20 protein-coding genes are annotated in these 26,888 nt (G+C 74.6%); 11 read left to right on the plus strand and 9 right to left on the minus strand.

What is annotated here, in order from left to right:
- Positions 1 to 42 precede the first annotated feature (42 nt).
- Both ABT015_RS21875 and ABT015_RS21880 read left to right on the plus strand, forming a co-directional pair.
- On the plus strand, positions 43 to 714 hold the full coding sequence (locus ABT015_RS21875; RefSeq protein WP_063353004.1) for a response regulator transcription factor: 672 nt from the start codon (positions 43 to 45) through the stop codon (positions 712 to 714).
- Positions 711 to 1,844: a sensor histidine kinase gene (locus ABT015_RS21880; protein WP_350881493.1), complete on the plus strand. Its 1,134-nt coding sequence runs from the start codon at positions 711 to 713 to the stop codon at positions 1,842 to 1,844. The genes ABT015_RS21875 and ABT015_RS21880 overlap by 4 nt, the downstream gene beginning before the upstream one ends.
- 30 nt (positions 1,845 to 1,874) lie before the next feature.
- Here ABT015_RS21880 and ABT015_RS21885 read toward each other — a convergent pair whose 3' ends face one another.
- The 3 genes from ABT015_RS21885 to ABT015_RS21895 form a co-directional block, all read right to left on the minus strand.
- Positions 1,875 to 2,579 carry a hypothetical protein gene (locus ABT015_RS21885; protein WP_350881496.1) on the minus strand — a complete coding sequence of 235 codons (705 nt, stop codon included), beginning with the start codon at positions 2,577 to 2,579 and terminating at the stop codon, positions 1,875 to 1,877.
- Positions 2,580 to 2,745: 166 nt separating this feature from the next.
- Entirely contained in the window at positions 2,746 to 3,351 is a 606-nt protein-coding gene (locus ABT015_RS21890) for an SGNH/GDSL hydrolase family protein (protein WP_350881498.1), read from the minus strand.
- 163 nt (positions 3,352 to 3,514) lie between these two features.
- Positions 3,515 to 4,618, minus strand: coding sequence for an NADH:flavin oxidoreductase/NADH oxidase (locus ABT015_RS21895; RefSeq protein ID WP_350881500.1), 1,104 nt, complete (start codon positions 4,616 to 4,618; stop codon positions 3,515 to 3,517).
- 295 nt (positions 4,619 to 4,913) lie between these two features.
- On the opposite strand from ABT015_RS21895, the gene ABT015_RS21900 reads away from it, so the two are divergent.
- Entirely contained in the window at positions 4,914 to 6,230 is a 1,317-nt protein-coding gene (locus ABT015_RS21900; protein ID WP_350881502.1) for a cytochrome P450, read from the plus strand.
- Between the two features lie 103 nt (positions 6,231 to 6,333).
- Here ABT015_RS21900 and ABT015_RS21905 read toward each other — a convergent pair whose 3' ends face one another.
- Complete coding sequence (locus ABT015_RS21905; protein ID WP_350881504.1) at positions 6,334 to 6,609, minus strand: hypothetical protein; 276 nt, start codon at positions 6,607 to 6,609, stop codon at positions 6,334 to 6,336.
- Positions 6,610 to 6,820: 211 nt separating this feature from the next.
- Here ABT015_RS21905 and ABT015_RS21910 point away from each other — a divergent pair, with 211 nt between their 5' ends.
- Positions 6,821 to 10,246 (plus strand): AfsR/SARP family transcriptional regulator, encoded by a 3,426-nt coding sequence (locus tag ABT015_RS21910; protein ID WP_350881506.1) that lies wholly within the window; start codon positions 6,821 to 6,823, stop codon positions 10,244 to 10,246.
- Here ABT015_RS21910 and ABT015_RS21915 read toward each other — a convergent pair.
- From ABT015_RS21915 to ABT015_RS21925, 3 genes are all read right to left on the minus strand, one after another.
- The gene (locus tag ABT015_RS21915; RefSeq protein WP_350881508.1) at positions 10,217 to 11,488 is read right to left on the minus strand and encodes a serine hydrolase domain-containing protein; all 1,272 of its coding nucleotides are present in this window, start codon (positions 11,486 to 11,488) and stop codon (positions 10,217 to 10,219) included. The genes ABT015_RS21910 and ABT015_RS21915 overlap by 30 nt on opposite strands.
- A 293-nt stretch (positions 11,489 to 11,781) precedes the next feature.
- Entirely contained in the window at positions 11,782 to 14,541 is a 2,760-nt protein-coding gene (locus ABT015_RS21920) for a M4 family metallopeptidase (RefSeq protein ID WP_350881510.1), read from the minus strand.
- Positions 14,542 to 15,137: 596 nt separating this feature from the next.
- Complete coding sequence (locus ABT015_RS21925; RefSeq protein ID WP_350881512.1) at positions 15,138 to 15,860, minus strand: GbsR/MarR family transcriptional regulator; 723 nt, start codon at positions 15,858 to 15,860, stop codon at positions 15,138 to 15,140.
- A 224-nt stretch (positions 15,861 to 16,084) separates the two neighbouring features.
- Here ABT015_RS21925 and ABT015_RS21930 point away from each other — a divergent pair, with 224 nt between their 5' ends.
- Complete coding sequence (locus tag ABT015_RS21930; RefSeq protein WP_350881514.1) at positions 16,085 to 17,275, plus strand: serine hydrolase domain-containing protein; 1,191 nt, start codon at positions 16,085 to 16,087, stop codon at positions 17,273 to 17,275.
- 119 nt (positions 17,276 to 17,394) lie between these two features.
- Here ABT015_RS21930 and ABT015_RS21935 read toward each other — a convergent pair whose 3' ends face one another.
- The gene (locus tag ABT015_RS21935) at positions 17,395 to 18,249 is read right to left on the minus strand and encodes a LysR family transcriptional regulator (RefSeq protein ID WP_350881516.1); all 855 of its coding nucleotides are present in this window, start codon (positions 18,247 to 18,249) and stop codon (positions 17,395 to 17,397) included.
- An 80-nt stretch (positions 18,250 to 18,329) separates the two neighbouring features.
- On the opposite strand from ABT015_RS21935, the gene ABT015_RS21940 reads away from it, so the two are divergent.
- The 4 genes from ABT015_RS21940 to ABT015_RS21955 all read left to right on the plus strand — a co-directional run bounded on the left by ABT015_RS21940 (position 18,330) and on the right by ABT015_RS21955 (position 20,781).
- A complete protein-coding gene (locus tag ABT015_RS21940) occupies positions 18,330 to 18,824 on the plus strand; it encodes a cupin domain-containing protein (RefSeq protein ID WP_350881518.1) in 495 nt (164 codons plus the stop codon).
- Positions 18,825 to 18,866: 42 nt separating this feature from the next.
- The gene (locus ABT015_RS21945; RefSeq protein ID WP_350881520.1) at positions 18,867 to 19,229 is read left to right on the plus strand and encodes a DoxX family protein; all 363 of its coding nucleotides are present in this window, start codon (positions 18,867 to 18,869) and stop codon (positions 19,227 to 19,229) included.
- Positions 19,230 to 19,471: 242 nt separating this feature from the next.
- Positions 19,472 to 19,774, plus strand: coding sequence for a hypothetical protein (locus ABT015_RS21950; RefSeq protein WP_350881522.1), 303 nt, complete (start codon positions 19,472 to 19,474; stop codon positions 19,772 to 19,774).
- A gap of 101 nt (positions 19,775 to 19,875) precedes the next feature.
- On the plus strand, positions 19,876 to 20,781 hold the full coding sequence (locus ABT015_RS21955) for an aegerolysin family protein (RefSeq protein ID WP_350881524.1): 906 nt from the start codon (positions 19,876 to 19,878) through the stop codon (positions 20,779 to 20,781).
- 144 nt (positions 20,782 to 20,925) lie between these two features.
- On the opposite strand, the gene ABT015_RS21960 is transcribed toward ABT015_RS21955, so the two are convergent.
- The gene (locus ABT015_RS21960) at positions 20,926 to 23,616 is read right to left on the minus strand and encodes a helix-turn-helix transcriptional regulator (protein ID WP_350881527.1); all 2,691 of its coding nucleotides are present in this window, start codon (positions 23,614 to 23,616) and stop codon (positions 20,926 to 20,928) included.
- Between the two features lie 700 nt (positions 23,617 to 24,316).
- Here ABT015_RS21960 and tap point away from each other — a divergent pair.
- A complete protein-coding gene (tap, locus tag ABT015_RS21965) occupies positions 24,317 to 26,587 on the plus strand; it encodes a telomere-associated protein Tap (RefSeq protein ID WP_350881529.1) in 2,271 nt (756 codons plus the stop codon).
- 5 nt (positions 26,588 to 26,592) lie between these two features.
- A partial coding sequence (gene tpg / locus ABT015_RS21970; RefSeq protein ID WP_502897373.1) for a telomere-protecting terminal protein Tpg occupies positions 26,593 to 26,888 on the plus strand: 296 nt, incomplete at its 3' end.

Here is a 26,888-nt window from a genome sequence, read left to right on the forward strand (position 1 = left end):
CGGCAACGGCAACGGCACAAGAGCGGGACGGGAGAACAGCGCGTGCGGGTCCTGGTGGTGGAGGACGAGATCTACCTCGCCGAGGCGGTCCAGGCGGGCCTGCGCCTGGAGGCGATCGCCTGCGACATCGTCACGGACGGCGACGCCGCCCTCGAACGCCTCGCCGTCCACACCTACGACGTCGTCGTCCTGGACCGCGACATCCCCGGCACCCACGGCGACGACGTCTGCCGCACCATCGTCGAGCACCGCCTGGGCTGCCGCGTCCTCATGCTCACCGCCGCCGCCCGCCTCAACGAGAAGGTCGCCGGCTTCGAACTCGGCGCCGACGACTACCTGACCAAACCCTTCGACCTCGCCGAACTCGTCGTCCGGCTGCGCTCCCTGGCCCGCCGCCCCGCCCAGGCCGCGCCCCCCGTCCTCGAATACGCCGGACTGCGCCTGGACCCCTTCCGCCGCGAGGTCTACCGCGACGGCCGCTACGTCGCCCTCTCCCGCAAGCAGTTCGCCGTCCTGGAGGTCCTGATGACCGCACGCGGCGGCGTCATCAGCGCCGAGAACCTCCTCGAACGCGCCTGGGACGAGAACGCCGACCCGTTCACCAACGCCGTCCGCATCACCATCTCCGGCCTGCGCAAACGACTCGGCGAACCCTGGGTGATCCAGACCGTGCCCGGCGTCGGCTACCGCCTCACCGACGGCACCCCCACGTGAGCGCCCCGCCCCGCACCCGCCCCGCGCCGCGACCGCGCCGCCTGACCGCCCGCCTGCGGCTCACCCTCAGCTACACCCTCTTCGCCGTCATCACCGGCACCCTCTGCCTGGCCGTCGTCTACGTCGGCATGCGCTACATCCCCAACTACCCGCTCACCTCCTCCAACCCCCGCGACCGTCTCTCCGCCCCCTCCCGCCAGGAGATCCTCCGCTCCCTGCTCACCATCTCCGGCTACGCCCTGGCCCTGCTCACCGCCGTCGGCACGATCGGCGGCTGGTTCATCGCCGGCCGCGTCCTGCGGCCCCTCCAGGACATCACCAGGGCCGCCCACCGCGCCGCGAGCGGAGCACTCGAACACCGCATCGCCCTCGCCGGCCCCCGCGACGAGTTCACCGACCTCTCCGACGCCTTCGACGAGATGCTCGAACGCCTCCAGCGCTCCTTCGACGCCCAGCAGCGCTTCGCCGCCAACGCCTCCCACGAACTGCGCACCCCCCTGGCCATCACCCGCACCATGCTCCAGGTCGCCGCCGCCGACCCGGCCCACCAGGACTGGACCACCCTCGTCGCCCGCCTCCAGGACACCAACCAGCGCGGCATCGAGATCAGCGAAGCCCTCCTCCAACTCGCCGACCTCGGCCACACCGCCCCCGAACTCGAACCCCTCGACCTGGCCCGCACCACCGGCGACGCCCTCGCCGCCGTCCAGGAGGAGGCCGCCGCCCTGGGCGTCACCGTCACCACCGACTGCCGGCCCGCCCCCGCCACCGGCAACCCGGTCCTGCTGCGCCAGGCCGCCGTCAACCTGCTGCAGAACGCGCTGCGCCACAACCTGCCGACCGGGGGATTTGTCACCGTCACCACCGGGGCCGATCCGGACCGCCCCGGCCGGGTCCGGCTCACCGTCACCAACACCGGCCCCCGCCTGGCCCCCGAGACCGTCCCCACCCTCACCGAGCCCTTCCTGCGGGGCCGCGGCCGCACCGCCCAGTCCGACCCCGCCCGCCGCGGTCACGGCCTCGGCCTGGCCATCGTCGCGGCCATCACCGACGCCCACCACGGCGACTTCGGCCTCACCCCCGCCCCCGGCGGCGGCCTGCGCGCCACCCTCGGCCTCCCGGCCCGCTGAGCCCGGCCGCCGTCCCGCCGAGCCCTGGCCTCACCCCGCCGGCTGCCCGGGCCGGCCCGGCACCCACAGCGGCGCCGGGCCGCCGAGCGCCATGTACCGGGCCGCGTCCTCCTCCAGCCACCCGTCCACCCGGCCCGGATCGCCGCCGCACGACTCCACCAGCGCGGCGGCCGCGATCCGGGCGCAGGCCAGCATCAGCGCCAGGGTGTCCCGGCGGTGGTACCGCTCCCGGACGTACGCCTCGCCCCGCTCGTCGATGCGCCGGCCGTGTGCCTCCCGGCCCTCGGCCTCCCGACCGTGCGCCGAAGCACCCCCGCCCCCGCCCCCGTCGTCGGCGGTGACCGCCTGGACGCCGTGCCACACCAGGGCGAGCGCGGCCGGTTCGGCCGGGTGCGTCACCTCCGCCCGGCCCGCCTGCTCACGGGCCTCCGCCGACCGCCGGCCCAGCCACTCCAGCACCGCCGGCACATCCCCCTCGCGGGCCTGGAGCACCAGCTCCGCCGCCCGGTACGCGAGCGCCCGCAGGACCTCCCCGGCCGGCACCCGCAGCCCCGGCACCGCCGTCTCGCCGAACGCCAGCCAGGCGTCCGCGAACGACGCCGCCCGCAGCCGCCCCAGCCACGCCGGCGCCCCGGCCGCGTCGCCCACCCACTCCTGCGCACCCAGCCGGACCAGGCCCGCCGCGGCAAGCCGCGCCGCGTCCCCGTCCAGCCCGCACAGCCGTCCACCCCTCACCGCGCACCCCCGTCAGCGCCCTCAAATCCCGTGACGGGCACATCCCACCACACCAGGACGCAAGCGAACTAGACAGGGACCCGACAAAAATTTCCGACGCCGCCCAGCCGCCGATCAGCCCAGGACCAGCGGCAACCGCCCCGCCGGCCCGCCCGGCGCGGCCCGCTCACAGGGCGGTGAGTTCGCCCAGCCCCAGGGTGCGCAGCGTGTGGTCGGCCAGGTGCAGGTGGCCGGCGCCGTTGGGGTGCGTGGGGTCGTCCAGCCACGGGATCGCCTCGCCGCCGGGGAACTCGGCGAGCCAGTACGCCTCGTGGTCGACGAGCAACGCGCCCGTCTCCACCGCGAGTTCGCGCACGGCCTGGCAGTACGCGGGCAGCTCGGGGCGGGCGGCGCGCCCGGCCTGGCTGGCCACGAGCGGCGTGTGCAGCACGATCTGCGCGCCGGCGGACCGGGCGACGATCTCGCGCATGGCGTCGCGGAACTCCCCGAGCCCCTCCAGCCCGGCGGGGGCGTCGTTGGTCCCCAGCGAGAGCGACAGCACGTCCGGTGCGAACCGCCCGATGACGAAGTCGTACGCCCCGAGGACGTCGGTGGCCCGCCAGCCGGACACGCCGGTGTTGACCACGACGTCCGTCAGCCGGCCGAGCTGCCAGCAGAGGCGTTCCTGCACGTGCTCCACCCAGCCGCGCGCGCCGTGGGTGTGGAGGGCGGCCCGGGTGATGCTGTCCCCGGCCGCCACCCAGGTCATCGGACCGCTCGACAGTTCGACCATGTGACCGTCCCCCGTTGATGGTTCGTCCCGTGCCGCAGTCCCCGCCGCGGTACCCGAAGAGTTGATCACAGGTGTGCGGGACCGACGGACGGCGGGGTGGGCCTTCCCGGCGCACCGGGCCGCCGGAACCGCGGGGCCCCCGACCGCCCGTACCGGGGCGCGGCTACGCGAGGTGGTACTGCACGGGGGTGGAGACCCGGGCGCCCAGTTCGGCGGCGGCGCGGCGCGCCCAGTACGGGTCGCGCAGCAGTTCGCGGCCGAGCAGGACGGCGTCGGCCCTGCCGGCGGCGAGGATGTCCTGGGCCTGGACGGGGTCGGTGATCAGGCCCACGGCCGCCACGGGCATGCCGGCCCCGCTGCGCACCGCCTCGGCGAAGGGCACCTGGTAGCCGGGTCCGGCGTCGATCGTGGCGTCGGGGACGAGGCCTCCGGTGGAGACGTCCATCAGGTCCACGCCGTGGGCCAGGAGTTCCTTGGCGAGGCGGACGGTGTCCTGCGAGGTCCACCCGGTGCGGCCGTCCTGCGGGTTCTCGGTGAGCCAGTCGGTCGCGGAGACGCGGAAGAGGACGGGCAGGTCCTCGGGCCACGCCGAGCGGACGGCGTCGACGACCTCCAGGGCGAAGCGGATGCGGCCCTCGAAGGAGCCGCCGTAGGCGTCGGTGCGGTGGTTGCTGTGGGGGGAGAGGAACTGGTGGATCAGGTAGCCGTGGGCGCCGTGGATCTCGACGGCCCGGAAGCCGGCGTCGAGCGCGCGCCGGGCGGCGTCGGCGAACTGCCGGACGATCCCGCGGATCTGCTCCTCGGTGAGTTCGTCGGGCCTGGTCCGGGTGGGGGCGAAGGGGAGGGCGCTGGGGGCGAGCGGCGTCCATCCGTGGGCTTCGTCCGGGGCGAGGGCGCGGCCGCGGTCGATCCAGGTGCGCTCGGTGGACGCCTTGCGGCCGGCGTGGGCGAGTTGGAGGGCCGGCACGGTGTCCTGTGCCGTCAGGAAGGAGGTGATCCGCCGGAAGGCCGCGACCTGGGTGTCGTTCCAGATCCCGAGGTCGTAGGGGGTGATGCGGCCTTCGGGGCTGACGGCGGTGGCCTCCATGATGATCATCCCCGTGCCGCCGGTGGCGCGTGCCGCGACGTGGGCGAAGTGCCAGTCCGTCGGGGCGCCGGCCGCGTCGCCGTCCGGAGCGGCGCTGTACTGGCACATCGCCGCCATCCAGACGCGGTTGGGGACGGTCAGGGTCCTCAGGGTGTAGGGGGTGAAGAGGGTGGTGCTCATGGGCGGACTCCTGTCGGCGGAGGCGGGGCCGGGGGAAACCTTCTCAAATGGTTGCAAGTGCACTTTGCGCGACACCACAATAGTTGCGCAAGCTGATTGCTTGCAAGCGCTGGCCATTCCGCCCGAGCCCCGGTCCGGCGTCACCCTGCGTCACCCGATGCCACCCGATGCCGTCCGGTGTCGCCACCGCCGGCCGGACGCGCTCCCGCGCGATCCTGGTCCCCACGGCCGTCGGCGCGCCGCCCGCGTCCACCGTCCGGGCGGCGGATCCGGCCACACGACACCAGGAGGTCCGATGAAGATCCCCGGTCCCGACCCCCGGCCGGACGGCGGGGTCGGCGCCATCGCGCAGGCCGGCGGGCTGCACGCCTACCAGCTGTGGCTGCACGCCGAGTACGGTCCCGTGGCGCGGTTCCAGCTGCCCGGCGCCGAGACGGCCGTGTCGGTCGCCGACCCGGTACTGCTGGAGGCCACCGCGCACCTGGACCGCCGCCCCGAGCGCCTGTTCTCCTTCCTGGACCCGCTGTTCGAGGCCGGCAACCTGCAAGTGCTCCCGGCGGACGAACACGCCCCGTGGCGCCGCACCCTGCTCTCGGTCCTGGCCGGCCGCCCCTCGCACGAGCAGGCCTTCGACCGCTTCACCGCGCTCGCCACCGGCCTCGCGGACCGCTGGGCGGCGCGGGGCGGCGCCGTCGCGCTGCAGCAGGACCTGACCGCCCTGTCCCTGCGGATGATCTGCGCGTACGCCCTGGGCGGCGAGGTGGAGGGCCCGGACGTCGTCGCCGCCGCCTTCGAGGAAGTGCTCGCCGACTACCTGGAACGGCTCTACCAGGTGCCCCCCGCCGTCGACCCGCGGGAGCGCGCCGAGCGGACCGCGCGGGCGCTCGCCCTCCTGCGCGCGACGGTCGACCGGGTGATCGCGGCCCACCGCGCCGGCGGCCGCGCCGACCGCAGCGACCTGGTCGGCGCACTGGTCGAGGCCGGCGAGCACCCCGCCCGGATCCGCGACACCGTCCTCGCGGCGATGCTCGCCGCCCACCACACCACCGGCGTGGCCGTCTCCTGGACCCTGCACCTGCTGGGCCGCCACCCCGAGGCGGCCGAACGCGTCACCGGGGAACTGGACCGCGTGCTCGGCGACCGCGCGGCCCCCGGATACGCCGACCTGCGGCGCCTGCCGTACCTGCGGACGGTCCTCCAGGAGTCGATGCGCCTCTACCCGCCCGGCCCGTACGGCGCGCGCCAGACCACCGAAGCGCTCACCCTCGGCGCGTACGAGGTCCCGGCCGGGGCGGTGGTCTTCTACCCGTTCTGGGCCGTCCACCTGAACCCCGACCACTGGCCCGAGCCCGAACGGTTCTGCCCCGAGCGCTTCACCCCGGAGCAGGCGGCCGGACGCGCGCGGCTGGCCTGGGTCCCCTTCGGGTTCGGCCCGCGCAGCTGCGAGGGCGCCGCCCTGGCCATGGTCGAGTGCGAACTGCTGCTGGCCGTTCTCCTCAAGCGCCTGCGCTTTCGGCCCGTGCCCGGCCACCGGGTGGTCCCGGTCGAACGGTTCGTCCTCTGGGCGGCCGACGACATCCGCATGCTCGTCGGCCCGCGCGGGGCCGGGTGAGCGCCGCGGGCCCGACGGCGCGCCCGGCGCGGTCCGGCTCCGGGCGTGCGGGTGCCCCGGGACGAGTCGTCCCGGGGCACCCGGCATGGGGCCGTGGCGGGGATCAGCCCCCGAGGTGGATGCCGGTCTCGGTGGCGTAGCCGGCGACGCCGTTGGGGCCCACCGCGACGGCGGCGTCGAGGAACGAGGCACCGTCAGGACCGAACTGGACGTCGGTGATGTGCAGGGCACTGCCGTTCGGGCCGACGGAGAACGCCCCGTGGTCGTAGTTCAGGGAGGGGATGTTGTTGGGCGTGTCGGCGGAGGCGATGGTCGCCCCACCGAGCACGAGCGGGAGGCAGAGGGCGGAGACGGTCAGGACGCGGCGCGCAGTACGCATGGGGGAAGAGCCCTTCCAGATAAGGGTGGTGATGGTCGATCGGCCCGCCACGAAATGGCGGCCTGTCACCATCCACACACATTCGTATGCGGAGCGCGACCGGGGATGGCTGTCCGGGGCTACCGGTTCACCCGGGCCCCCCATCGCCGCCCCGGTGACGGGCCGGCCGGCGACTTGACGATCAAACCGGTGGTGCTGCGATAGTGACCCGGTGCGCGTCGGCCTGCTCGGACCCCTGGTACTGGACGCCGGAGCGGGCCCGCTGCCGATCGGCGGCGCGCGGCTGCGGGCGCTGCTGGCCTGCCTCGCGCTGGACGCCGGCCGCGCCGTCCGGCCACAGGCCCTGGTGGACGCGCTGTGGGCCGAGGCACCACCGGCCGACCAGGCGAACGCCCTGCAGTCACTGGTGTCCCGCCTGCGGGGCGTCCTGGGCGACCCCGCGCTGCTCACCTTCGGACCGGCCGGGTACCGGCTGGCCGTCGAGGCCGGCGCGGTGGACACCGCCCGGTTCGAGCAACTGGCCCGCTCCGGAAGGCACTTGCACGAGCAGGGCCGGCCGGCCGAGGCCGCCGCCACCCTGCGCGAGGCCCTGGCCCTGTGGCGCGGCCCCGCGCTGGCGGACGTGCGCGAGGCGCCGTTCGCCGACGCCGAGGCCCGGCGGTTGGAGCGGGCGCGGCTGGTCGCCCTGGAGGACCGGATCGAGGCCGACCTCGCGCTGGGCGCCGGACCGGAGCTGATCGCCGAACTCGAATCGCTGACCGCGCGGCACCCGCTGCACGAACGGCTGCACGCCCAGCTGATCCGGGCACTGGCCGCCGGCGGCCGGGGCGCCGAGGCGCTGGCCGCCTACCAGCGGCTGCGCGCCCGGCTGGCCGACACCTTCGGCAGCGACCCCGGACCGCAGCTGCAGGCAGCCCATCTCGCGGTCCTGCGCGGCGAGCTCCCGGCACCCCCCGACCACCGGCCGCCCCCCGACCACCGCACTCCCGCCGACCAGCCGCCCCCCGACCAGCTGCCACCCCAACAGGCGCCACCCCAACGGCCGGAACCCCGCCGAGCGCGGCCGCCCGGCAACCTGGACGCGCCGCTGACCAGCTTCGTGGGCCGCGAGGACGACATCCGCCGGGTGGCCGAGCTGCTCGGCCGGGCCCGCCTGGTCACCCTGGTCGGCCCCGGAGGGTCCGGCAAGACCCGACTGGCCACCACCGCCGGCCGCCGGCTCACACCGTCCGGCGGGGTGTGGTTCGTCGCCCTGGCCCCGGCCGGCCCGGCGGACGTGCCCCGCGCGGTGCTCGACGCCCTGCGCACCCGCGAGGCCGACCTGCCCAAGAGCGCCGCGGCCCCGACCCGCCGCCCCGGCACCACCGGCACCACCGGCACCACCGAGGAGATCCTGGACCGCCTGACCGAGGTGCTCACGCACGACGACCCGGTCCTGGTGCTGGACAACTGCGAACACGTGATCGAGGCGGCGGCCGCGCTGGCCGAGACCCTGCTCGGCCGGTGCCCCGGGCTGCGGGTACTGGCCACCAGCCGGGAGCCGCTGCGCATCGACGGCGAGAACCTGCACCCGGTGCTCCCCCTGGAACTGCCCGAACCCGGCTCGACACCCGAACACGCCCGCGCCTGCGCGGCGGTGCGCCTGTTCCACGACCGGGCCGCCGCCGTGCGCCCCGGCTTCGCCGAGGCGGACGGCTCGCTGGCGGCGGCGGTCGAGATCTGCCACCGCCTGGACGGCCTGCCCCTGGCGATCGAACTGGCCGCCGCCCAGCTGCGCACCCTGCCCGCCGAGGTGGTCGCCGCCCGGCTGGACGACCGGTTCCGGCTGCTCACCCGGGGCAGCCGCACCGCCCTGCCCCGCCACCAGACGCTGCGCGCCGTGGTGGCCTGGAGCTGGAAGCTGCTGGCCGCCGACGAACGGGCGCTACTGGAACGGCTGTCGGTGGCGCCCGGCAGCTTCACCGAGGACGCGGCGCAGGCGGTCGCCGGGCTCGGCGACTTCCGCGACCCCGGCGACCCCGGCGACCGTGAGGCCCACGACGCCCCGGCCCGCGACGTCCGGGAACTGCTGGCGGCGCTGGTCGACAAGTCGCTGCTGCACCCCCTCGGAGCCGCCGCCACGGGAGAGCCCCGCTACCGGATGCTGGAGACCATCCGGGAGTACGGCCTGGAACAGCTCACCCGCCGCGGGGAGGACGGCGCCGCCCGCGAACGCCACTGCGGGTTCTTCCTCGCCCTGGCCGAGACCGCGGAGCCCCGGCTGCGCACCCGCGACCAGCTGCGCTGGCTGGCCCGGCTGTCGGCCGAGCGGGACGACCTGCTGGCCGCGATCCGCTGGGCGGTGGAGTCCGGGGACGCCGCGACGGCGGTCCGGTTCGGCGCCGCGCTGTGCTGGTTCTGGTCCATGCGGGGCTATCCGCCGGAGTCGCTGGACCTGCTCGAACGGGTGCTGGAGGTCCCCGGGCCGGCCGACCCGGCGGACCGCGCGCTGGTGGTCGCGACGTACGAGGTCGGCACCGAGTCCATCGGCCGGCCGGAGGACAGGGCGGCCGCCTTCGGCCGGATCGAGGCGGCGATGGCGGGCGTCGACCCCGGTGCCCACCCCCTGCTGGAGCTGGCCCGGCTGGCCGCGGCCATCGCCGGCCCGCAGCCGCCCCCGCACACGCCCGACCCCCCTGACCCCTCGGACGGCGAGCGCAAGGACCCCTCCAGCGGCCCGTTCAGCCTGCTCGTGCGGGGCCTGCTGACCCTGCACACCGGGGACGTCACCGAGGCGACGGGCCTCCTCGCCCACGCGCTGGCCGGTTTCGAGGCGCTCGGCGAGCGGTGGGGCATGGCGACCGCGCTGAGCACCCTCGGTTCGCTGCGGCGGCGCTCCGGCGACCTGGCCGACGCGCTGGCGATGAACGAGCGGGCCACCCGGTACTTCCAGGAACTCGGAATGCAGGAGGACACCGTCGACAGCGATGTCCAGGCCGCCCTGATGCGCGCCCAGGCCGGGGACGCGGACGGCGCGCGGCGGCAGCTGGCGGGCCTGCTCGACGAGGTGGCGCAGGCCGGATGGGCCGAGCCCCGGGCCCTGGTGCGCCTGGGCCTGGCCCAGCTGGAGTGGCGGGCCGGGCGACGGGAGCCGGCCCGCGCGCACGCCCTGGCCGCCCTGGCCCAGGCCCCCGGCGGGGCCCCCGGCGGCCAACCGGTGCCCTCGCACCTCACCGCCCTGCTGCTGGGCGTGCTCGCGCAGCTGGACGCGGCGGACGGCCTGCCCGACGCGGCGGTGCGCCGCCTCGACCACCCGGCGGTGCACCTGGTGCTGACCTGGAACTCGGCGGTCGCGGCCCGGATCGCCGTGGCGGCCGCCGACATCGAGCTGTGCCGCGGCCGGCCGAAGGAGGCGGCGCTCCTGCTCGGCGCCGCCGACCTGCTGCGGGGCTCGGACGACCTCGGTGACACCGACGTGCGCAGGATCGCCGGGCGGGCCACGGCCGACCTGGGAGCCGCCGGGTTCGCGTCCGCCCACGCCGCGGGTGCGGCGATGGCGCGGACCGAGGCCAGGGACCTGCTGTCCACTCTCATCACCGCACCCGCACCCGCGGCCGGGCCGCCCCCGTCAGCGAGCCGTGGCCAGAGCCGGAGCTGAAGCCGGATCAGCGGCAGGGGCCGGCTTGCCGAACATGGCGCAGGTCACCGCACCCTGCAGGGCCTGGCCGGCCGCGGCGAGCTTCGCGTCGGCCCCGAACTCGAACAGGAACTCGGTCGAGATCAGGACGGTGGCGGTACGGCCGCCGGTGTCGTCGGTGAGGTTGGTGCTGGAGTAGCCGGTGATCCCCCCGTCGTGGGCCCAGACGGTGCCGCAGGGGGTGCGGACCGTCCCGATGCCCAGGCCGGAGCCGGGCCCGTCCACCGGGTTCTGCGGGTCCATCGGCACGGTGGTGCGCAGCTGCGCCAGCTGGGCCGCGGGCAGCAGCCTGCCGGACATCAGCGCGTTGTAGAAGCGCGACCAGTCCTGCGCGGTGGACACCACGGCCCCGGCCGCCCCGCCCCAGCCCGGGTCGTTGCCGGAGACGTCCACCCGGCCGTCGCGGTGCACCCCGGCCACGTCCTGGAACGCGGCGGGCACCCCCGCCGGCATGTGGGCGGCGTCCGGCTCGTAGCCGCGGACGTAGCGCCCGCGCCAGCTGCCGTCCGTGGCGAGATAGGTGTGCCTCAGGTCCAGCGGACGGGCGATCCGGTCCCGGACCAGGTCGGCGAGGCTCGCCCCGGTGACCCGCTCCAGGACGGCGCCGACCGCCGCGTAGTCGGTGTTGCTGTAGGACCACCGGGTGCCCGGCGGGAACAGCGCCGGGCGCTTGACGCCCACGGCGAGCAGTTCGGCGGAGGTCCACCGGTGCGGGTCCTTGCCGAGGATCGACGGCAGGACGGCGGGGTCCTCGGTGTAGTCGGGCAGGCCGCTGGTGTGGTTCAGCAGCATCCGCAGCGTGATCGCCCGGCCGCCGGGCACCTGGCCCGGCAGCCACGCCTCCACCGGGTCGGTCAGCGCGAGCCGCCCCTCGGCGGCCAGCTGCAGGGCGATCACGGCCATCATGGTCTTGGTGTTGGAGCCCATCCGGAACTCGTCCCCCACCGCGAGCCGCTGGTCCGCCGCAGCCCAGGGGGCCTGCTCGGCGATCTCGACGGGCCGGCCCCGGCCGTCGTCCACCCGCACCACCACCCCCGGCGCCCCGGCGGCCACCAACTGCCGTGCCAGCTTCTCCAGTTGGACCCGCTGCGCCTCGGCCCCGCCCCGGGGCGAGGCGGGCACGGATCCCGCGGCGGCGGGCAGGGGGGCCGGGAGCGCCGGTCCGGCGGCCAGCCCCACGGCCAGGGCCGAGGCCGTCAGCACGAGCGGCGCCAGCCGCAGGCGGCGCGACCACCGCGCGCGGGACGGCGAAGGGGCTGCCGAAGAAGTAGGAGAAGACGTAGGAGAAGTAGCTGGCGACATGGATGCGGTTCCCTCGGGTTGCCGGGTGATCTGGACGGCCCCAGCCTGTGGCCCGCCGCTGGCAAACCGCGCACAGCGCGCTGGCAGGCGCCCGCCGTCCACCCCGGATCCGTCGCCCGCCCCGTCGCCCGCCTCGCCGTCCGCCCCGGTGCCCGCCGGCACCGGGGCGAACGACACAGCCGTGCGTGCTCGGATCAGCAGGTTCCGGCCGGGCGGTCGCGGACCACGAGGTCGTTGCGCCCGGCGGTGGCGTCCAGCCAGACCACCCGGGTGCCCTGGTCGGCGGCGGCGTGGAACTGGCTGCCCCGGTTGCAGGAGACCCGCACGGGGGTGCCGCCGGCGAGCGGCAGCTGGTACAGCTTGGGCAGCGCGGCGTTCGACCAGCCGCCGCTCGGCTGGGCGCTGCGGTGCATGAAGGTGACGGCCTGGTCGGTGGCGGTGAGCTCCATGTCCGCCGGGGTGTAGGGCGAGTCGGCGGGCAGCAGGTCGCGCACGCCGGAGCCGTCCAGGGCGCCGGAGCGCAGGGCGGTGGGGCGGGTGTCGTCGGCCGGGGCGGCCAGCCAGAGCAGCCGGTCGCCCGCGAGCTGAGGGAAGTTGAGGTACGGGGGGTCGGTGCCGTTCGGGGTGGCCACCGGGTACTGGGCGGTGACCTTGCCGGTGGCGGTCGAGTAGGCCGTCGGCGCCTGGACGGTGGCCCCGTCGGCCGTCCAGGTCTCGATCCAGCCGAGCAGGCCGTCCTTGAAGGTGAGGGGCGCGGTGAGGTTGTGGCCCTCGGGCAGCGGGAGTTCCACGAACGGGCCGCCGTTGTGGGAGAGCTGCACCCGGGTGCGGCCGGTGTCGTTGTCGCTCACCGTGAGGGCGATGTCCCCGCCGGACATCCGGACGGTGTCGGGTGACTGCACGGGGGAGTGGAACACGCTGCGCACCGGGCCGCCGGACAGCTGGCGGGCCAGCACCTCCGTCCCCCAGGTGCCGGTGGCGTCGGGCCCGATCGCCAGCCAGACGGCGGAGGTGCCGTCGGTGGCGGCCCAGCCGTGGATCCGCCCGTCGTCCGGGCTGAGCCGGGTCGGGGCGCCGGGGGAGGTGGTGGAGCCGGTGTACAGGGCCGTCGCGCCCTTGCCGTTCGGGTCGGTGTTGCCCATCACCCAGTGGCCGCCGCCCGCGACCGGGCCGACCGGGGCGGTGGCGCCGGGCAGCAGCGGGCGGGTGTCCGTTGCGATCCGGTTCTGCCAGCCGGCCTTGATCCCGTGCGCGTCGAACGCGGCGGCCACCTTGCGCAGTTCGGCCTTGCCGAGCTTGAGCGACTTCCCGGCGGCGAGCACCGCGTCGCGCCCGGCCACGAAGTCGTCGAGCGGGGTGAGGTACTCGGCCATCGCCCGGTAGACGAGGCGGTCGGCGGTGAGCGGGTCGAGGGTGCGCCGGATGTCCCACAGGGCGCCGCTGAAGATGGTGGAGTTGAGGTGCGCGCCGCCGTTGTCCAGGTCGAGCCCGGCGCCGAGGTAGTCGTCCACGGTGGTGCGGTGGTCGTCCAGGCGGCGGTTGGCGCACTCCTGGGGGGTGCCGGTGCGGCACAGGTTCTCGCCCATCAGCGGGGCCGCCGGGTCGTCCATCTTCAGGCCGTGCGCGGTGACGTCGATGGCGTTGCCGAAGTAGTCGGCGAGCCCTTCGTTCATCGCGCCGGACTGGCCGTCGCCGACCAGGTTGGCGGTGTGCGAGATGACGCCGTGGGTCATCTCGTGCCCGGCCACGTCGAGGGCGGCGGAGAACGGCAGGAACCTGGCGTTGCCGTTGCCGTAGATCATCTTCTGCCCGTCCCAGGCGGCGTTCGGGAAGGGCTTGCCGTGGTTGCTCACGTTCACCACGGAGACGATCGGGCCGCCCTTGCCGTCCAGGCCGTCGCGGCCGAGCCGGTCGTGGTAGAAGCCGTACACGGCGGCGGCGTTGAGGTGGGCGTCGGTGGCGCCGCTGGTGCCGGTGGAGGCCGGGAAGTCCGGCCCCGGGGAGCCGACCGGGAGAATGCCGTCGGGCAGGTGGCCGCCGACCTCGTAGTAATCCCGTCCGGTCGCGTCGTAGGTGGTGATGGTGGCGGGCCGGGTGAGGTCGACGAGTTGGTAACTTCCGTCCGGCTGGCGGGATATGTTCACCGGCACGGTACGGCCGCGCAGGTCGGGGGCGGTCCCGGTGGCGGGCTCGGCGGCGGCCGCGCCACGGGCGGCGCCGGCCCCGGTGCCGTCGGCGCCGCCGACCTCGTACGGGGCCGAGGAGTCGTGGGCGAAGGCGACCACGCCGAGCGTGGCGTCCACGTAGACCTCGCGGACCAGCGGCTCGCCGTTGCCCGGGTCGGCGGCGTGCACGGTGAAGTGCCGGGCGAGTCGGCCGGTGCCGCCGGGCAGGACGACCAGGCCGCGGTCCTCGGCGGTGGCCCCGGCCCGGGCGCGCGGGTCGGGGAGCGAGCCGAGCGCCAGCCTGCGCAGCACCGCGTCCGGCACGGTGGCGGCGGTCGGCGCCGTCAGCGCGGTGAAGTACTTGCCGCCGACCGATTCCACCCGTTGGCCGGCTCCCTCGCCGACCAGGCGCACCAGGTACTGCCCGCCGAGCACCGGTACCCCGCCGTGGTACTGCTGGAACCTGACGGTGTGCCGGTCGGCGGCCGTGCGCTCGACCGCGAGCTCGGTCAGCCGGCCCGGATCGACTCGGTACCGGTCCAGGTGGGCCGCGAGATACGCCCGGGCCGCCTCGACCGGAGCGCCGGGAGCCGCCTCGGACAGGCCGGTCACCAACTGCGGGGCGGCGGTGCCCTCCCCGGCCACCAGGGAGGGCACCGGATCGGACTCGGCGGTCGGGCCCGGCGGCGCGGCCAGGGCGGGGGAGACGGTCACGGTGAGCGCCAGCGCCAGACTCAAGACGGCGCCCGCGCCGAGCACCCTGGGCAGTGAACGGGAACGGTGGTGCACTGCGGTCCTCCACGGAAATCGGCAGTGACGGCAGCACGACAGAGCTGCCTTTCACGGAGGAACGGGGCACCGGACGGGCCCGGTTCAGCCTGTCGCCGCCCTCCGGTCGCCCCCGCGGGGCCGCCCCCCCCCCCCCCGCCGATCTCGTCACCCCCCGCCCGGCACACCCGCCCCGCACGACCGCTTCCCCGGGGCCCCGGGGCGTCGCCCGGCAGCGCTCGTGGAAGCATGCCTCCTCAGCGGGCCGGGGCGGTGCGACCGTCTCGGACGAACCAGACGAAGGGGCACTTCCATGGGGGACACGCCGGCCGTCACCAGTGAGGTCGCGGTCGAGATCGTCATCAGCTGACGGGTGCCGAGCCTCGGCAGCGCGACGTCCTCCGGTCGTTTGCGCGAGCCCGCCATCGCCGTCCGTCCGTCCCGTCCCCGGCGGCCCCGGCCGTCGGCACGTCCCGAGGGCCGGCTGCCGGCCCACCGCGACCACCTTGTCGAAGACCCGCCGCGTGTCCGTGGATACGGCACCCGATCGGGTGCGGAGCGCACCCGCCCGGACCATTGCGCATCTCACCCGACCGCCCCGCAGGGGGTGCCCGGGATCAGCCGATCCGCGATCCGGGCCGGCTCTCCTCCCGCCACTGCCGGACGGAGCGCACGATGTCCTGGCCGATCCGGTCCAGGAAGGCCGCGGCGTCGTCCATCCGGGCGCCGGCCGGTGTGCCGGGGCCCAGTGTTTCGGCTCCCTGGCGGGCGACGCCGGCGAGCATCGTGTTCCGTTCGGCGCTGGCCAGCAGGGCCCGGTACCAGACGTCGTCGTCGATGACGTACCGCTCCCGGCGCTGCTGTTCGCCGCGTTCGCGGCGGATCAGCGCCTGGCTTTCCAGGTAGCCGACGGCCTTGGAGACGGCGGCCGGGCTGACCTGCAGCCGTTGCACCAGTTCGCCCGCGGTGAGGCTGCCGTCGTCGGTGACGTACAGGCACGCGAGGACCCGGGCGACCATTCTGGGCAGGCCGCTGTGCACCAGCAACTCGGCCAGTTCGTCGGCGAATTCGCTTACCGCCTGCGGGTCGCGGCCCTCGGCCGGGGGCGTGGTGGCGCCGGCCCGTCGGGCGGTCGCGCCGCTGCGGCGGGAGCGCTGCGCGGTGGCGCGCTGGGCGTGTTCGGCCCGGTAGTCGGAGGGCCCGCCGTTGCGGGCGATCTCGCGGGTGACGGTCGAGGTCGGCCGTTCGATCTGCCGGGCGATCTCGCCGTAGCCCAGCCCCTCGGCCAGTCCGGCGGCGATCCGGTGGCGGTCCTGCGGGGTCAGCCTGGCTCCGGGCATCCGTCCTCGTCTCCTTCCGTCGCGTGAACAGTATCCGCCCGGCTCGCCCACTGTTGCAATGGGAGCGCGACGTTCTGTTGCATTCACCGGGAGGGTCATTGCAAGAATATGGCGGCATCTAGCTGCGAATATATTCACCAGTGCCGGGTTTCGTATTGACCATTATGTGAATTTGCTCGTAGCTTCCTTCCGAACCGTGACACCACGTCGAGGGGGAACACGCCATGGGAACCATCACGCGCGCAGCCGTCGCCGCCCTGCTTGCCGGGGCCGTGCCGGCCGGCGCAGCCGCCGCCGCACCGGCGTTCGCCGTGTCCGCGCCGGACGGTGGGGGCGGGCATCCGGGGGTCCAGCGGGTGCTGGACGGGGCGGTGGCCACGGGCGGCGTGCCCGGCGCCGTCGCCGAGGTCCGGGAGGGCCGGCGCCGGTGGTTCGGCAGTGCGGGTGTCGCCGACCTCGCCACCGGGCGGGCCCGTCTCGCGCAGGACCGGTTCCGTATCGGCAGCACCACCAAGACCTTCGTCGCCACCGTGGTCCTCCAGCTCGCCGCCGAGGGGCGGTTGAGTCTCGACGACAGCGTGGAGCGCTGGCTGCCCGGCCTCCTCGACGCCCCCGGCTACGACGGCGGGCGGATCACCGTGCGCCGGCTCCTCAACCACACCAGCGGCATCTACAACTACGCGATGGACGAGAAGGTCCGGCAGGAGGCGAGCGGCCTGCCCTTCCTGCGGCACCGCTTCGACAGCTACACCCCCGAACAGCTCGTCCGGATCGCGGTCGCCCACCGGCCCGACTTCGCGCCCGGCGCCGGCTGGACCTACTCCGACACCAACTACGTCCTCGCCGGCCTGATCGTCGAACGGGCCTCCGGCGGCACCCTGGCCGCGCAGATAAGGCAGCGGATCACCACCCCGCTGGGCCTCACCGCCACCTACGAACCCTCCTTTGACGACACCGCCGTCCACGGGCCGCACGGGCGCGAGTACTCGCGTCTGGGGCTCACCGGGCCGAACCCCACCGCCTACGACGTGACGGAACTGAGCCCGTCCTGGGGCTGGGCAGCCGGCGACATGATCTCCGACGTCCGCGACCTGAACACCTTCTTCGCCGCCCTGCTGGGCGGACGGCTCCTGCCGCCCGCCCAGCAGCGGGAGATGTTCACGACGATCCCGACCGGGCACCAGTGGATCGACCGGGCGGACTACGGGCTGGGCGTGGCGGGCATCAGGCTCGACTGCGGCCCCACCGTCTGGGGCATGGGCGGTGCCATCAACGGTTCGTGGTCCTACGTGTTCGGCACCCGTGACGGCCGGCACCTGCTCGCCACCAACGTCAACGGCGACTGGGTCGAGGGGAGTTGGCCGATCGCGGTGTTCACCTCCGAGCTGGAGGCGGAGTTCTGCCCCCGCTCGTGACGGCCCCGCTCGCGCCACGCCCGCTCCTTGGCGATCCACTCGTTGTCCTGCGGGAACTCCTCGATGCCCGGCACGCGGCGGATTTCGACGGACGCCACCCTCCCGCGGGGGCCGTCCCCTCACACCTGGCGGTACGCGGCCGTGGCGATCTCGGTGAACGAGCGGACCAGCGGGTTGGTGTCGCCGTCGTTCCACGCCGCGACCACCGGGCTGGGCGCCATGTCGGCCAGCGGGACGGTGGTGAGGTTCTCGGGCAGGTCGTGTCCGAGCGGGGCCAGACCGACGGTGCTGTTCCAGAGCACGGCCTGGAGACATTCCTGGACGCCGCGCACCACGGGGCCCTCGCGCGGGGTGCCGCCGTTCCAGTACGACTGCCACCGGGGGTCGGTTCCCGGGGGGAACTGGAACCAGCGGCGGTCGGCCAGGTCGGCCAGTTCCAGGCGGCCGCGCCGGGCCAGCGGGTCGTCGGCGCGCAGGACCGCGCCGACCGGGTCGGTGCGCAGCACGCGCACCGCCAGGGCGGTGTCGTCGAACGGCGCGCGGGTCAGGGCGACGTCGACCAGTGCGGCGCGCAGTCCGCAGGTCGGGTCGGTCAGGTCGGTGTCGCGCACGCGGATCTCGACGCCGGGGTGGCTGCGGCGGAAGGCGGCCGCCAGCCGGGTGATGCCGGGGTCGGTGCCGTCGCCCAGGATGCCGACGGTCAGGGTCGCGGTGCCGGCCGCCGCGGCCATGCGCGCGCGCATCCGCTCGGCCCGCTCGAGCAGGTCCCGCGCCTCGTCCAGCAGCACGGCCCCGGCCGGGGTGAGGGTGACGCCGGCGGGGGAGCGGGCGAACAGCAGCGCGCCGCTCTCCTTCTCCAACTGCTTGATCGCCCGGCTCAGCGGCGGCTGGCTCATGTGCAGGCGGGTGGCGGCCCGGCCGAAGTGGAGTTCCTCGGCGACCGCCACGAAGTAGCGCAGGGTGCGTAGCTCCACGCTGCGACGATACCCCCCGGGTATCGTCGCGGCGCAACAGGTCTTGGACACCGGCACCGCCCCGGCGGTGGACTCGGAACATGACCGACACAGCGAAGACCAGTGAACCGCAGGCCGGCCCCACCGTCTCGGTGGTCGCCCCCGGCGACGGCGAGACGATCGTCCTGGGCACCACGCGCATGCGCGTCCTGGAGGACGGCAGCCACACCGGGCACCGCCTGGCGATGACCGAGTCCCTCCTCGCCCCGCACACCCCCGGACCGCCGCAGCACCGCCACGCCCGCCACGACGAGGGCTTCTACGTCATCTCCGGCACGGTGCGCTTCACCGTCGGGGACCAGCACCACGACGCGAGCGCGGGCACGTTCGTCATGGTCCCGCCCGGCGCCCCGCACACCTTCGCCAACGTGACCGACCACAGCGCCGTCATGCTCAGCGTGTTCACCCCCGACCTGTACGTGCAGTACTTCCGGGACCTGCGGGACATGGCCGCCGCCGGCGGGTCGCCGACCCCCGAGGCCGGCCTGCGCACGATGAGCCGCTACGCCACCGAGCCCGCCACCGACGTGGCCTGAAGCCCACGGGTCACCCACCGGCGGTGACCGTGAAAGGACGTCATGACCATCGCCTACTGGTTCGTCGCCGTACCGCTCGCCGCCTTCTACCTCTACGCGGGCGCGCTCAAGGCGACCCGCGACCGCGACCGGCTGCGCCCGATGATGGCCTGGGTGGACCGGGTGCCGCTGCCCGCGGTCAGGGCGCTGGGGGCGGCCGAACTCCTGGGCGCCGCCGCTCTGTTGCTGCCGCGGGCGGCCGGTGTCGCGCCGGGTCTGGCCGTGGCCGCGGCCGCCGGGTTCGTGCTCCTGCAGACCGGCGCGATCGCCGTGCACCTGACCGGCGGGGACCGCCGTATCGGGCTCAACGCCGGGCTCCTCGCCGCCGCGGCGGCGGCCACCTGGCTGGCCGCCGCCGGGATGTGACCGGGCGCCACCCCGCCCCGCTCCACCCCTTCGCTCCACCCCTCCGTTCGGCCCCGCCCCGCCCCGCCGGCAGGGCCTCGGTACGCAGGCCGCGCCAAGTTCGCGGTTTTCCACGATGCCCGAGCGTGGTGATGGCGTGTCAGCCTGTGACTGCCACCGCATCCCGCAGCCGGGTCGGGGCGGGGCCGATCCGCCGCGGGTGGCCGGCCGTTCACGTGGAACGCCCAGAAGGGGTATTTGTCATGCACAGGCAAATTCGTTCAGCTTCGCTCTGCGCCGCGATCGCCGCCGCGGTCCTGGCCGGCGGCACCGCCCAGGCGTACGCCGCCGTGGCCTCCCCCGCCCGCGCCCACGCCTCCGCGACGCCCGCCGTCCAGGAAGGCGCGTCGGCGTCCTCGATCTGGCGCTGGGCCGGCCGGTACGACTCGTTCGTCGAGGCGCAGGCGGCGTACTACGTGCTGTACGGCCTGGGCAGCGCCGTCGCCCAGCTGATCGAAGAGGTCATCGTCGACGGAGCGAAGAGGTGGGAGCTCTACATCCAGTGAGCCCCCCGGCGCCGGCATCGAGCCGCGCCGACCCCGGATGAGAACACGGCGGGCGCGACCCGGCGCCCGCTCGTCCAGCCTTGAAGAGAGTTGGTAGACCCATGCGACGCACGACTCCCAAGCGCGGCCTGTCCCGCACGGCCGCAGGCGCCCTGACCGCCGTGCTGATGGCGTCCGGAGCGCTCACCCTCGCCCCGGCCGCGCAGGCCGCGACCGGGCCGAGCGGGCCGCAGGCGACCGCGGACGGCCTGGCGGGGATCACCGCGGCCCGCTCCACGCAGGTCACCCTGTCCAACCACACCGCGTACGGCCTGACCAAGACGTGGGAGAAGCTCGACCACGGCTGCTGGACGAACAACATGCTGCCGCCCGACTACATCCCCACCGGCAAGGAGCCCAGCTTCGCGAGCGAGTCCTGCGGGGCCGGCACCGGGACGGAGGGGAACATCACCTACGCCTTCGCCGGCGGCGAGATCAAGATCTACTGGAACAACCCCTACGTGGGCAGCAACGGCTACAGCTGCTCCGTCCCGGCCGGGTACGCCTGCTACAAGAGCGGCGGCAGCGGGAACAACGCCGGCGTCAAGTTCGACGTCTGGCCGGCGTCCCGGTCGGCCGGTGCCGACAGCGTCGACGCGGTGGTGCCCGGCGTCACCGCCGCCCGCAGTACGAGCGTCAACCTGACCAACAACTCGGGCAAGCTGCTTGTCCGTTCCGGCTCCAGCCTGCGTTGGGGCATCTGGTCCGACAACATGCTGCCCCCGTCCATGGTCCAGCCCGGTGTCACCGCGAAGTGGGCGAGCGAGTCGGACGGCTTCATGACCGGCACGGAGGGCGAGGTCACCTTCGACGTGTCCGGGGAGAGCAACAAGGTCAGGGTGTACTGGAACAACCCCTACACCGGCAGCAACGGCTACAGCTGCTCGGCCCCGTCCGGGTACAAGTGCACCTGGCAGGGCGGCAGCGGCGACAACGCCGCGATCGCCTTCACCCTGTCGAAGTCCTGATCACTGCGGACCGAACCAGCGCCCCCGCCCGGGTCACCTCCCCGCGTGACCCGGGCGGGGGCGCCCCGCCCCGCCGCCGCCCCGCACCAGCCCTGCCGTCCCCTACCTGCCGCCCCTTACCGCCCCTTGCCGTTCCTGCTGTTCCTATCGTTCCAGGATCGCCATCAGTTGGGTCCGCCGGGCGATCCGCAGTTTGCGGTAGGTGTTGGTGAGGTGGGTCTCCACGGTGCGGCGGGTGAGACACAGCGTGGAGGAGATCTGGGCGTTGGTGTGCCCCGCCGCGGCCAGTTTGGCCACGCGTCGTTCGGCGGGCGTCAGTGCGTGTCCGCCGTTCCTGTTGCGTACCCCGCCCTCGCGCAGCGCGCCCGCGGTCAGGTCGAGGAGGCGGCCGGTGGCGGGCGCCTGCCCGGCCTGCGGGGCGGGCGCGGTCAGCCGCAGGGCCACCGCGTGTGCCTCGCGCAGTGTGTCGCGGCCCTTGCGGCCGTTGCCGGCCCCGAGGTGGGCCCGGCCGAGATCGACCAGGGTCTCCGCGAGTTCCACCGGCGCGCACCCCGCCCTGAGCAGTTCGGCGCCCTCGGTCAGCGAGGACAGCGCCAGTTTGCCGCCCACGGCCGCGGCGTGTGCCCGCAGCGCCCGGCTGATGGTGCGCGCGGTGCCCCAGGTCCGGGCGTGGCGCAGTTCCTCCTCGGCGAGTCCGCGGGCTTCCTCGCGCCGTCCGAGCCGTACCAGGGCGAGCGCCGCTCCGGAACGCCATGGTGTGGCGACGGGGCTGACGAAGCCGTGGGCGCTCTGTCCGGCTCCGCAGGCCAGGTAGTCGTCGAGGGCGGCCTGCCAGCGGCCGTCCGCCGCGTGCAGCAGGGCCCGTGTGTAGCCGAGCTCGTTCCACTCCCAGGAGCTGTCGCCGCCGCGGGGTCCGGCCAGTGCCACGGCCTCCCACGCCCCGGCGCGCCGGCCCCTCTCGTGGTGTGCGGTCGCCACCATGGCCGCCAGGTGGGGGAGTCGCACGCCCTGTCCGGCGGTCGTCTCCACCAGGGGGGCGTTCTCGGTGATGACGCGGTCGAACTCTCCCGCCCACAGCGCGGCCTCGGCCCGGACGCTGAGCAGGCACTGCAGGCCCACGTCCGTCAGGTCCGGGGGGACGGGCGGGGCGGGCAGGCACCGGCCGGTCAGCTCGCGTGCCTCCTCCAGGCGGTCCGCCCACTGCAGCAGGGTGGCCGCGCTGCCGAGCCAGGCGGTCCGCAGGCGCGGGTCCACCGGGGCGGCCAGCCGCGGGCGCACCCGGGCGAGCGCCTCGGCGGCGGAGCAGAGGCCGGCCCCGGCCTCGTACTCGGTGATCAGACCGCACACCAGCGGCTCGATGGCGGGCGGCGCGGTGGGGGCGAGCGCGCGCAGTCCGGCGACGGCGCCGCGCCAGGCGTCGTTGTCGTGCGAGGAGACGAGCGCGGCGAGGGCCTGCAGCACCTGGACGAGTTCGCCGTCGTCGGCGCCGCGGCCGGCCTGGTGGAGGACCCGCAGCGCGGTGCCGGGATCGCGGCCCGCCACGAGGGCCGCGCTCAGGGCGGTCGCCGCCCTGGCCCGCTCCCGCAGATCGCTGTGCAGCTCCACTCCGGTGTGGAGCCTGCGGATACCGGCGCTCGCGTTGTGCGCGAGCTCCAGCGCGCCCAGGCGCATGGTCAGGGCCGCGCGCCGGTCCGGATCCAGCGGCCCGCTCAGGGCGTGGCGCAGATACGCGGCGGACTCCGCGACGCGGCCGGCGCGCACCGCCTCCTCGGCGGCCTCGGCCAGCGAGCGGGCCATCCACGCCTCGCCGGGCCGCTCCACCCGCAGCAGTCGGGAGGCCACGGCGGTCGCCGGCGCACCGCTCTCGTCGAGCAGCTCCGCGATGCGGGTGTGCAGCGCCGTGATCTCCTGCGGCTCGGCGGCGGCGAGCACGGCCTCGCGCGCGAGGGGGTGGCTCAGCAGCCTGTCCAGACGGCGCACCGACCGCTCGTCCGGCGAACGCCTGGACGAGCAGAGACCGGCGAGCTGACGGCGAAGCCCGGGGTCCCCGGCCACCCCTTCCTCCGCCGCTACGGCGAGAGCCAGACAGGCCTGGCGCAGACACGGATCCACCCCCCGCCCCAGCCAGTCGGCGATCGCCTCGCGGTAACGGCTGCGGGAGCGGGCGGCGGGCGGGCGGGGCAGCGGCCCGTCACCGAGATCGGCGACCAGCGCCCGCACCAGCGCCGGGTTCCCGGCCCCCGCCCCGACACACGTCGCGACGTCCTCCCGGCCCAGACCGGCGCCCCGGGCGATGCGCACGACCGCGGACACACTCAGAGCGCGCAGGACGACCGACACACCCGCGGGAGAAGGAAAAGGCCCCGGACCGGACGGGTCACCGCACTCGGTGACCACCAGCAGGACGGGAATCTCCGCGATCCGGCGGGCCAGGTAGCCGATCCAACGCCGGGACGGCTCGTCGGCGTGATGGAGGTCGTCCACCGCGATCAGCACCGGCCGCTCGGCCGCCCAGCGGGCCAGCCGCGTCACCCACCGGTGGAACAACCGCTGCTCGTCGGCCCCGGCCGGCACCGCGAACGGAACGGCCCCGTCGTCCGCGAAGAGCTGCCGCACGAGCCCGAACGCGAACTCCGCCTCCTCCGGTACACCGCGCACCCGCCCCACCCGCATGGCACCGCCGCCCGCCTCCTGCCGCACGACCGCCTCCAGCGTGGCGCTGCGCCCCATGCCGGCCACCGGCGCCGAGAGCAGGACCCAGCGCCCGCCGCCCGCCCGCGCGGCCGCCCCTGCCGCCGCGGCCGCGCCCAACACCTCGTCGCGCTCCAAGAGCATCCGCGCCCCTTCCCCTTCGTCCTGTTCGTCCCGCGCCGCCGCCCCGGGCCGTGCGTCACCCGCCCGGACACCGGCTTCCGCGGCGATACCGCGGCCCCGGTTTGATCTTCACCCCGGGGCGACGCACGTCAGCCCGCCGCACGAAAAACGGCGCGATCGCGTTCATGACAGAGCTTGATCCCGCCGCTTTTATCACGTTTCACCCACGAACTTTCCACCCACGACAGAGACACGGCAGCAAACACCCACCCGCGACCACCGACCACCGCCCGCGCCCCAGTTCGTGCCGACACGGACCGCGTCCCCCAACGCACCACACCGACCGACAACCGAGACCCCCTCGATCCCAGCCCCCACAACCCCTCTCGGACGCCCCATTCCGAACGACGCGGACAATTCCGAGACCCACGGCAGCACGCCCACCCACGATGACGAATCCCGCCAACCCCCGGCTCATGCCCGCGAAACACACCGGACCCCACCACCAGCCACCCCGAACCCCGCCCCACACCCCAGACCCGCCGCCGCCACCACACCCCCAACACCAGATATTTCAGGGCTAAGAGAACCTCCGCCAACGAACAACCCGAAAGCCAGAAAACCCATGGAACAGCCACACGGACAAGCCCCCACCACCACCACAGAACCTCAATTCCAGGGTTAAAAATGGACTAGTGTAGGGCGAGGAGGTGGAGTTCCGATGCCCACACAGGACGAACTGTTCGCAGCAGTGGACGCGCTACTGAACGACCCAGGCCCGCAACTGCCGGAGCCAACCGAAAGAGCACGCCTCCGAGAGGCCGCCGGAGTCACCCAAGCGCGACTGGCCCAGGTACTGAAGTCAACAGTGCAATCCGTGAAGAACTGGGAAGCCGGCCGCTCCGAACCAAGGCCACCACGCCTGGAGGCCTACGCACGCCTCCTCGAAGGCTGGGCCCAACAGCACCCCGCCCCCGCCCCCGCCGCCCGAACAGTCGAAGAGATCCCGGCCGCCTTCGCCCCGGCCACCACCCCCACAAACACCGAGCCGGAACCCACCACCGACAACACCGCGAACCCGAACGACGACAGCCCCCGCCCCGACCGCAACCCGCCGGAGAAACCAGCCCAACAACCACAACCACAACCACAACCACAACCACAACCACAACCACAACCGCTGCGCCCCGCAGCCCGCCCCACACCACACTGCGACGCCCAATACCCCCACGGCCCACTCGCCGTGCTGGACGACGACGGCACCGCCTACGCAGTCGGCGGCCTGCTCCTGGAATGCCCCGCCACCACACTCGCACAACTGGTCACCTGGGCCCTGACCGAATCCGGCCTGGGCACCACACGACTGCACCGCAACGGCAAGGACTCCGACCCACTGATCGTCCTCACCGCCGCCGCCGCCCTGAAACTCGGCCTGCCACCCACCCTGGACGACGACCCGGCCACCCGCCGCACCCAGCGACTCCCCGACGACCACAAGATCGTCAAAGCACTCGCCCGCTCCAAATGGCAGCTCACCCGCCGCGGCTTCGGCCCCTGGGCCCGCATCTACAAGCCCGTCAAAGACGGCCGACGCCAATGCGTACAACTCGCCGTCCTGCCCTGGCGCGCCCTCGACACCCGCGCCTGGGGCGCCGCCGCCGACCTGCCCGCCCCCGACCTCGCCCGCGTCCTCGGCGTCTACGCCCAACGCGTCATCACCCCCCGCGGCTCCAGCGCCACCAGCGGCCTGGAACTGATGACCGCACTGCGCCCACCCACGAGGGCGGTACGCGACGAGGAGACGGGCGGGTGGGTGTCCGGGCCGAACCCGGGCGCGCTGACCGAAGTCGTCCAGGCCGCGCCGCCGGAGGTCCCGCCGGAGCACCCCGCCGCACAGGGCTGGACCGGCGGCTTCCTGGACGAAGAGTCCTACCAGTGGATCCGCCCGGTCGAAACCCTCTCCGAAGCGGAGATGATCGAACCGTTCGCGGTCGGCATCGACATCAACACCGCCTACCTCGCCGCCGCCGCCCGCCTCAACGTCGGCCTGTCCGGCCCACTCCACGTCACCAACCCACACTTCGACAAGAAGACCCCCGGCAGCTGGCTCGTCGACCTGTCCCACATCCCGACCGACCCCCGCCTGCCCAGCCCGTTCACCCCGACCGGCACCCCCCCCACCGGCCCGGCCTGGTACACCACTCCCACCGTCGCCTACGCCGTCGAGCTCGGCCACGACGTCCACCCGATCGAGGCCTACCTGCGCGAGCACAGCGGCGCCTACCTCGACCCCTGGCACGACCGCCTCCGCGAGGCCTACGTCACCACCATGACCGAGGCCGGCATCCCCACCGACAAGGACACCGACGAACGCGCCTTTCTCGCGGCGATGACCGCCCACCGCCTCCTCAAGAACGCCGGCACAGACCTGGACGCGCTGCGCGCCGCGCTCGCCGCCGAGGGCCTGGGCCACCTGGCCGCGATGGGCGACGACCAGCTCGCCTCCGCCACCTGGCGCCACCACCAGATCGCCATGGTCCTCTCAGCGGTGAAGTCGACGGTGAAGTTCGGGATCGGCAAGCTCCGCGAGCGCCCCCAGGGCCTGACCTACAAGCCCGGCGAGCCGTGGCCGGCGCTGGAGCGCGAGACCTGGCGCCCGGACATCCGGGCCGCGGTCATCGCCAAGGCCCGCGTCAACATGCACCGCAAGATGGCCAACGTCGCGAAGGCCAACGGCCGCTACCCGCTCGGTGTCAACAACGACTGCGTCGTCTATGCCTCCCCGACCACGGACCCGCTCGGCTTCCTGCCACTCACCGGCTCCGGCAAGGTGCTGCCCGGCACCTTCCGTCTCGGCGCCACCCCCGGTCTGGCCAAGGTCGAAGGCATCCAGCAGATGCTGACCGTCGTGGACTGGCTGGAACGCGAGCAGCCGATCAACCCGGCCCGCCACATCAAGGGCTACGACAGCAGCACCATCGAGGGGAAGTAAGGGCCGTGGAGGAGATCACCGACGCGATCGACCGGGCCGCGCCCGAGCACTTCACCAAGGCCCCGCCCAAGAGCGCCCAGGCCCAGATGCGACTGCTCGCCAAGGCGGCCAAGGGCGACACCGCCGCCCTGGCGGCCCGGCTCGGCGTCAGCCGCCGCACCGTCGAGCGCTACCTCGCCGGGCAGCGCAAGACCCCCAGGGCCGCACTGCGCGAGGCCCTGAAACGCGAGGTCCAACGAGTGTGGCAGCCCGGCATCCGCCGCCGGGCCCGCAAGAAGGCCGCCACCAGCACGGGCATCAC

Source organism: Kitasatospora sp. NPDC094016, from assembly GCF_040304045.1.
Lineage (GTDB): Bacteria > Actinomycetota > Actinomycetes > Streptomycetales > Streptomycetaceae > Kitasatospora.

Coding starts and splice junctions, on each gene's coding strand:
- ABT015_RS21895 (WP_350881500.1), bottom strand. CDS start 4,618: ATGAGCACCACCCTCTTCACCCCCTACACCCTGAGGACCCTGACCGTC.
- ABT015_RS21905 (WP_350881504.1), bottom strand. CDS start 6,609: ATGCGTACTGCGCGCCGCGTCCTGACCGTCTCCGCCCTCTGCCTCCCG.
- ABT015_RS21930 (WP_350881514.1), top strand. CDS start 16,085: ATGGGAACCATCACGCGCGCAGCCGTCGCCGCCCTGCTTGCCGGGGCC.
- tap (WP_350881529.1), top strand. CDS start 24,317: ATGCCCACACAGGACGAACTGTTCGCAGCAGTGGACGCGCTACTGAAC.
- ABT015_RS21925 (WP_350881512.1), bottom strand. CDS start 15,860: ATGCCCGGAGCCAGGCTGACCCCGCAGGACCGCCACCGGATCGCCGCC.
- ABT015_RS21900 (WP_350881502.1), top strand. CDS start 4,914: ATGAAGATCCCCGGTCCCGACCCCCGGCCGGACGGCGGGGTCGGCGCC.
- ABT015_RS21955 (WP_350881524.1), top strand. CDS start 19,876: ATGCGACGCACGACTCCCAAGCGCGGCCTGTCCCGCACGGCCGCAGGC.
- ABT015_RS21890 (WP_350881498.1), bottom strand. CDS start 3,351: ATGGTCGAACTGTCGAGCGGTCCGATGACCTGGGTGGCGGCCGGGGAC.
- ABT015_RS21945 (WP_350881520.1), top strand. CDS start 18,867: ATGACCATCGCCTACTGGTTCGTCGCCGTACCGCTCGCCGCCTTCTAC.
- ABT015_RS21950 (WP_350881522.1), top strand. CDS start 19,472: ATGCACAGGCAAATTCGTTCAGCTTCGCTCTGCGCCGCGATCGCCGCC.
- ABT015_RS21960 (WP_350881527.1), bottom strand. CDS start 23,616: ATGCTCTTGGAGCGCGACGAGGTGTTGGGCGCGGCCGCGGCGGCAGGG.
- ABT015_RS21940 (WP_350881518.1), top strand. CDS start 18,330: ATGACCGACACAGCGAAGACCAGTGAACCGCAGGCCGGCCCCACCGTC.